The sequence below is a fragment of the Achromobacter dolens genome (assembly GCF_902859745.1).
Taxonomy (GTDB): Bacteria; Pseudomonadota; Gammaproteobacteria; order Burkholderiales; family Burkholderiaceae_B; genus Achromobacter; species Achromobacter dolens.
The window spans coordinates 45288-51648 of sequence record NZ_CADIJW010000040.1 but is presented as its reverse complement, the minus strand read 5'-3'; the positions used below and the strand labels follow the sequence as shown (position 1 = coordinate 51648).

At 66.1% G+C, this 6361-nt stretch carries 7 protein-coding genes; 5 read left to right on the top strand and 2 right to left on the bottom strand.

What is annotated here, in order from left to right; all coding sequences use genetic code 11:
* A partial coding sequence (locus HV783_RS22325; protein WP_302477814.1) for a DnaA N-terminal domain-containing protein occupies positions 1–341 on the bottom strand: 341 nt, incomplete at its 3' end.
* A 413-nt stretch (positions 342–754) separates the two neighbouring features.
* Here HV783_RS22325 and rpmH point away from each other — a divergent pair.
* The 5 genes from rpmH (at position 755) to HV783_RS22300 (ending at position 5077) form a co-directional block, all read left to right on the top strand.
* The gene (gene rpmH / locus HV783_RS22320; protein WP_003816025.1) at positions 755–889 is read left to right on the top strand and encodes a 50S ribosomal protein L34; all 135 of its coding nucleotides are present in this window, start codon (positions 755–757) and stop codon (positions 887–889) included.
* A gap of 46 nt (positions 890–935) precedes the next feature.
* Positions 936–1307 (top strand): ribonuclease P protein component, encoded by a 372-nt coding sequence (locus HV783_RS22315; RefSeq protein ID WP_026382422.1) that lies wholly within the window; start codon positions 936–938, stop codon positions 1305–1307.
* Positions 1304–1627 carry a membrane protein insertion efficiency factor YidD gene (gene yidD, locus HV783_RS22310; protein ID WP_049077350.1) on the top strand — a complete coding sequence of 108 codons (324 nt, stop codon included), beginning with the start codon at positions 1304–1306 and terminating at the stop codon, positions 1625–1627. Before HV783_RS22315 ends, yidD begins: the two co-directional genes overlap by 4 nt.
* A 48-nt stretch (positions 1628–1675) precedes the next feature.
* Positions 1676–3364 carry a membrane protein insertase YidC gene (yidC, locus tag HV783_RS22305; protein WP_064527385.1) on the top strand — a complete coding sequence of 563 codons (1689 nt, stop codon included), beginning with the start codon at positions 1676–1678 and terminating at the stop codon, positions 3362–3364.
* A 267-nt stretch (positions 3365–3631) separates the two neighbouring features.
* Positions 3632–5077, top strand: a complete 1446-nt coding sequence (locus HV783_RS22300; protein ID WP_116791269.1) for a catalase — start codon at positions 3632–3634, stop codon at positions 5075–5077.
* Between the two features lie 300 nt (positions 5078–5377).
* On the opposite strand, the gene HV783_RS22295 is transcribed toward HV783_RS22300, so the two are convergent.
* Complete coding sequence (locus HV783_RS22295) at positions 5378–6304, bottom strand: PLP-dependent cysteine synthase family protein (protein ID WP_175189876.1); 927 nt, start codon at positions 6302–6304, stop codon at positions 5378–5380.
* Positions 6305–6361: the final 57 nt, after the last annotated feature.

Here is a 6361-nt window from a genome sequence, read left to right as displayed (position 1 = left end):
GGTGGCGCGCCGCCCAGGGGCGCGGCGGCCGAAGGCGCGGTCTGCACGGGCGGCTGCGCGCGCACCGGCGCCACCGGCATGCGCGGGGTGGCGCCTTGCGTGGGCAATTCGAACAGGACCTGTACCGGACGCTCGAACCACTCCGCGGCCAACGCTTCGATCTGGTGGGAGAAGTTCTTGCGCACCCAGTCCAGCTTGAACCGGTTGGGGGCGGCAACGCGCAGCACCGCCTGCGTTTCGTCATACGCAAGCGGGACCAGCGGTCGTATCCACGCGCTGATTTGTTGGGGGGGGAGTTCCTGCTCAAGACGACTGACGCAGGTCTGCCAGAATTCTTTCATGTCGCTCTTATTCAAACCTCGATTCTACCTTGCCTGGGCACGGGTTATCCACAGGGTAGGGCATGGGCGTGCACAATCTGCCCCCTTAACTGTTTGACAAGACAGGGAAAACTTGCTGAAATGGTGGGCTTTTCCGAATTCTGTCTGTCAGAAGGTTTCGCAGAAGGCCCAGGTTCACACGGGTAATAGGGTAATGGTTACACTTACCCCGCCCCCGGAACTGTGCCTTGCTGAATAGGTCGCCCGGGTATTGCCCGGACCAGAGCCCCGTCTACAAGCCTGTCTTTGCCAGCGAATCCGCATATCACATGCGATTCGCAGCGAAACGCTTACTAGATACCCGCTACCGGATTTGCGACCAGGAACCCTCCGGGCAGGTCCCTTCTGACTTTTGTTCTTTTTGTGGATCGTCCATGAAACGCACCTACCAACCTTCCGTTACCCGCCGCAAGCGCACCCATGGTTTCCGCGTGCGCATGAAGACCCGCGCTGGCCGCGCCATCCTGAACGCTCGCCGCGCCAAGGGCCGCAAGCGTCTGGCCGTCTAAGTCTCGCTGTCGCGCAGACACTTGACCCACGCCTGACCCGCAGTCCATGCCGCGCGCCACGCTTCCGCCGGAGGCGCGGCTGCATCGCCCCTCCGAGTTCGCCGCCGCCCTCAAAGGCCGGCGTCTGGCCCGAGGGGCGTTTTTCGTTGTGAGCGCCGCTTCCAACGATCTGCCCCCCGGCCAGGCTCCCTGTGCCCGGCTTGGCCTGGTGATCGCCAAGCGCTTCGCTGCCCACGCCACCACGCGCAACGCCCTCAAGCGGGTCATCCGCGAGGCGTTCCGCCACCGGCGGCTGGGGTTGCCGGCGAAAGACTACGTCGTCCGGCTGCACAGCAAGGTGACGCCCGCCACGCTCACCGCGCTGAAACAGGCGGCCCGGGCCGAAGCGGACGCTCACTTCGAGCGGATCGCGCGATGAACGGCCCATCCCCCCGGCAGGCAGGCCGCGCGCAGCGCGGGCGTTCCGTGGGGGCCGCAATCCTCATTGCCCCGATCCGGTTCTACAGGTTTTTCCTGAGTCCCTGGATCGGCCGGCAATGCCGCTTCACCCCGACCTGCTCGGCGTACGCGATCGAGGCGATCGAGCGCCACGGACCCTGGCGCGGCTTCTGGCTGATGCTGCGACGCATCGGCCGCTGCCACCCCTGGTCGCCCGGCGGCTGGGACCCGGTTCCCGCCGACAAGGGAACCAAGCGCGGGGCCTGCTGCTCCCATGGCCACCGCACCGAGCATGATTGACGCTAAACTGGCGGGCTTTGCTGGCCCGTATTCACTTCAGTAGGCACCATGGATATCCGACGAACCGTCCTCTGGATGATTTTCTCCTTCTCGCTGTTGCTCCTTTGGAACAACTGGCAGATCCATAACGGCAAACCGTCGTTGTTCGGGGCGCCCACGCCCACGGCCAGCACGACCGCCAACGGCACGCCGGCCGCCGCGAACAACGCGACGCCCTCGGTGCCCAATGCGCCGCCCGCGACCGCCGCCACCGCGCCTTCGGCCGTGCCTGGCGCCGCCGCGCCGGTGCCGACGCGCTCGGAAGAAGTGGTCGTCACCACCGACGTGCTGCGCCTGACCTTCGACACGCTGGGCGCCCAACTGGTGCGCGCCGAGCTGCTCAAGTACCCGGCCACCGGCCAGCCCGACAAGCCCACCGTGCTGCTGGACCGCACCGCGGGCCTGAACTACGTTGCCCAGACCGGCGTGGTCGGCGCCGCCAACGGCCAGAATTTCCCCACCCACCAGACGCCGTTCCGCGTGGTCTCGACCGACCGCCAGATGACCGGCGACAGCCTGGTGGTGGCGTTCGAAGCCGAATCGGGTGGCGTCAAGGTCACCAAGACCTTCACGCTGCATCGCGGCCGCTATGACATCGACGTGCGCCACGACCTGGCCAACGTCGGCGCCGCCCCCGTGACGCCGGCGCTGTACCTGCAGCTCGAGCGCGACGGCAACGATCCGGCCGATACCTCCAGCTTCTATCACACGTTCACCGGCATTGCCGTCTACTCGGAACAGGACAAGTTCCAGAAGATGACCTTCGCCGACATCGAGAAGAAGAAGGCCAACTACATCAAGCAGGCGGACAACGGCTGGATCGCCGTGGTGCAGCACTACTTCGCCACCGCCTGGGTGCCGCCGCAAGGCAAGCCGCGCAACAACGAAGTGCTGGAAGTGCAGAAGAACCTGTACGCCGCCCGCACCATCGAAGCCGTCGGCGAGATCGCCCCGGGCGCCGCCGCCCGCGTCGATTCGCACCTGTGGGTCGGTCCGCAGGACCAGAAGGCCATGGCGGCGCTCGCCCCCGGCCTGGAACTGGTGGTCGACTACGGCTGGCTGACCATCATCGCCAAGCCGCTGTTCACGCTGATGACCTGGCTGCATTCCATCCTGGGCAACTGGGGCTGGACCATCGTCGCCCTGACCGTGCTGATCAAGGCGCTGTTCTACCCCCTGGCCGCCGCCAGCTACCGCTCCATGGCCCGCATGAAGCAGGTCGCCCCGCGCCTGCAGGCCCTGAAGGAAAAGTACGGCGACGACAAGCAGAAGCTCAACGCGGCCATGATGGAGATGTACCGCACCGAGAAGATCAATCCGCTGGGCGGCTGCCTGCCGATGGTGGTGCAGATCCCGGTGTTCATCTCGCTGTACTGGGTGCTGCTGGCCAGCGTGGAAATGCGCGGCGCGCCGTGGATCCTGTGGGTGCACGACCTGTCGATCCGCGACCCGTACTTCATTCTGCCCGCCATCATGATGGCCACCATGTTCCTGCAGATCAAGCTGAACCCGACGCCGCCGGACCCCGTCCAGGCCAAGGTCATGATGATCATGCCGCTGGTGTTCGGCGGGATGATGTTCTTCTTCCCGGCCGGCCTGGTGCTCTACTGGTGCGTCAACAACACCTTGTCGATCGCGCAGCAGTGGTCCATCACGCGCGCCATGCAGCGCAAGACGGAAGCCGCGGCCAACCGCTGATTCCCATTCGCGCCATGAAAAGCCGGCCCCCAGGGGCCGGTTTTTTTTCGTCCCCGTTGCGAGGAGTTTGGCGCCGATGGGCCGGAAGTCGCGCACTTGATAGTTATTTTCAATCAAATTTTATAGATCAATCAACTTCACACTGCAAACATTGACCCCTATGATGTGTCGGAGATATCCCCCGGCCGGCAATGTCCCGGGCGGTATCCGATCACGCTGCGCGGCCCCGGCGCCGCGCATTCCAGGAATTACGTAGGGAGTGTGTCCATGACCGACAAGAAGCATCTGACCACCGCCTCGGGCGCCCCGGTGGCCGACAACACCAACACCCTGACCGCCGGTCCGCGCGGCCCGGCGCTGTTGCAGGACTTCTGGCTGATAGAAAAGCTCGCCCATTTCGACCGTGAACGCATCCCCGAACGCGTGGTGCACGCCAAGGGCTCGGGCGCCTACGGCACCTTCACCGTCACCCACGACATCACCAGGTACACCCGCGCCAGCATCTTCTCCAAGGTCGGCAAGCAGACTCCGTTGTTCCTGCGTTTTTCGACCGTGGCCGGCGAACGCGGCGCCGCCGACGCCGAGCGCGACGTGCGCGGCTTCGCCATCAAGTTCTACACCGACGAAGGCAACTGGGACCTGGTGGGCAACAACACCCCGGTGTTCTTCATCCGCGACCCGCTCAAGTTCCCCGACTTCATCCACACCCAGAAGCGCGACCCCAAGACCAACCTGCGCAGCGCCACGGCGGCCTGGGATTTCTGGTCGCTCAGCCCCGAATCGCTGCACCAGGTCACCATCCTGATGAGCGACCGCGGCATTCCGGCCAACCTGCGCCAGCAGCATGGCTTCGGCTCGCACACCTTCAGCTTCGTCAATGCCGAAGGCGAACGCTTCTACGTGAAATTCCACTTCAAGTCGCAGCAGGGCATCGCCTGTCTGACCGACGAGGAAGCCGCGCAGGTCGTGGCCCACGATCGCGAGAGCTCGCAGCGCGACCTGTTCGACAACATCGAGCAGGGCAACTTCCCGAAGTGGACGCTGAAAGTGCAGATCATGCCCGCGGCCGAAGCCGAGACCTATCACATCAATCCGTTCGATCTGACCAAGGTGTGGCCGCACGGCGATTACCCGCTGATCGAAGTGGGCGTGCTGGAACTGAACAAAAACCCGGAGAACTACTTCGCCGAGGTCGAGCAGGCCGCCTTCACGCCCGCCAACGTGGTGCCCGGCATCGACTTCTCGCCGGACAAGATGCTGCAGGGCCGCCTGTTCTCCTACGGTGACACGCACCGCTACCGCCTGGGCATCAACCATCACCAGATCCCGGTGAACGCCCCACGCTGCCCGTTCCACAGCTATCACCGCGACGGCGCGGGCCGGGTCGACGGCAATGCCGGCGGCACGCTCAACTACGAGCCCAACAGCGCCGGCGAATGGAAGGAAACCCCGTCGGCCGGCGAGCCGCCGCTGCCGCTGGACGGCCAGGCCGCCGCGCGCTGGAACCACCGCGTCGATGACGACTACTACTCGCAGCCGGGCGCGCTGTTCCGCCTGATGACGCCGGCGCAGCAGGAACTGCTGTTCGGCAACATCGGCCGCCACATGGCCGGCGTGCCCGAGGAAATCCAGCGCCGCCAGTTGGAACACTTCCGCAAGGCCGATCCGGCCTACGCGGCGGGCGTGGCCAAGGCGCTGGGGCTGAAGCTGTAAGGGCTGTAAGGGCTGCGTCCACGCGCGGCCGACACCCCGCGCAATACACATCGGGCGGCCCGCGGGCCGCCCGATTCTATGTCTGTCGAGCGCTTTTCGCCGGCCTTCACGGCTTGTTCCCCTGGCGGCGGTCGCGTTTATCGCCTGCGCTTTGCTCCGGAAACCGCCGCAAGCGACTTTTCCACAGCAGGGCCGGAAAAAGTTATCCCCATTCGTCCACAGCCAATTCACAGGCAATCCACAGGATTTTCACAGGGCTGTGGATAGTCTTGCCCGGGCATGCTGTGGAAAACCCGCTTGCTAGTATTTCAGGCCCGTATCGCACAGCACGGTGGCCACCGTCGCGTCCGCACGCAGCCGGCCCGAACGCAGCAGCCTGGCGGCCGCGCATACATTGGCGGCGGCGGAATAACCCACGTACAGGCCCTCGCGCACGGCCAGCAGGCGCCGCCATTCCTGCGCCTCGTCGTCGGTGACCGCAATGCTCAGGTCCATCAGGGACGGATCCCAGTGCGGCGGCACCGCGCCATAGCTGGTGCCCTGGATCAGGTGGCGCGCCTTGGTCACCGGCGCGCCGGCCAGCACTTCGCAGCCCAGCGGCTCGACCGCCGCGCAAACGGTGGCGGCGTTGGCCTCCCTGAGCGCGCGCGCCACGCCCATGAAGGTGCAGCCGGTGCCGACGGCCGCGACCCAGCCGTCCACGGGCGCGCCAAGCTGTTGCAGGATTTCGCGGCCGGTGCCGCTTTCGTGCGCGGCCATGCATTCGACGGCGTTGAACTGGTCGACGTAGAAGCCGCCGCGTTCGCGCGCCAAAGCCGCCGCCACCTCGGCCGCCGCCTGGACGTCGGCGCCGGTGACCTGCCCGGGGGCGCCATCGACCTGCGGCACCAGCACCACCTCGGCGCCCAGTCCTTCCAGCATGCGGGCGCGGGCCGGGCTGTTGCCCGCCGACATGGTGACCACCAGCGGATGCCCCAGCGCGGCGCAGGCCACGGCCAGGCCCGCCCCCATGTTGCCGCTGGTCATCTCCACCACCGGCATGCCGGGCGCCAGGCGGCCATCGGCGCGCGCGGCCAGCAGGATGGCCTTGGCGGCGCGATCCTTGACGCTGCCGCCCGGTTGCAGGAATTCGGCCTTGGCCACGATTCGGCCGGGACCGTCGTGCGCCCGGCTCAACGTGATCAGGGGGGTGTTGCCGATGAGTTCAATGGAAGAGGTTGCCAGCATGTCGAGTCCGATAGGCGCAACCGCGCGCATCCGTGGGATGCCGAAGGCGCGGTCGAT

Excerpts from the sequence above, each read along its gene's own strand:
- rpmH (WP_003816025.1), top strand. The coding sequence starts at position 755 with ATGAAACGCACCTACCAACCTTCCGTTACCCGCCGCAAGCGCACCCAT.
- HV783_RS22315 (WP_026382422.1), top strand. The coding sequence starts at position 936 with ATGCCGCGCGCCACGCTTCCGCCGGAGGCGCGGCTGCATCGCCCCTCC.
- yidD (WP_049077350.1), top strand. The coding sequence starts at position 1,304 with ATGAACGGCCCATCCCCCCGGCAGGCAGGCCGCGCGCAGCGCGGGCGT.
- yidC (WP_064527385.1), top strand. The coding sequence starts at position 1,676 with ATGGATATCCGACGAACCGTCCTCTGGATGATTTTCTCCTTCTCGCTG.
- HV783_RS22300 (WP_116791269.1), top strand. The coding sequence starts at position 3,632 with ATGACCGACAAGAAGCATCTGACCACCGCCTCGGGCGCCCCGGTGGCC.
- HV783_RS22295 (WP_175189876.1), bottom strand. The coding sequence starts at position 6,304 with ATGCTGGCAACCTCTTCCATTGAACTCATCGGCAACACCCCCCTGATC.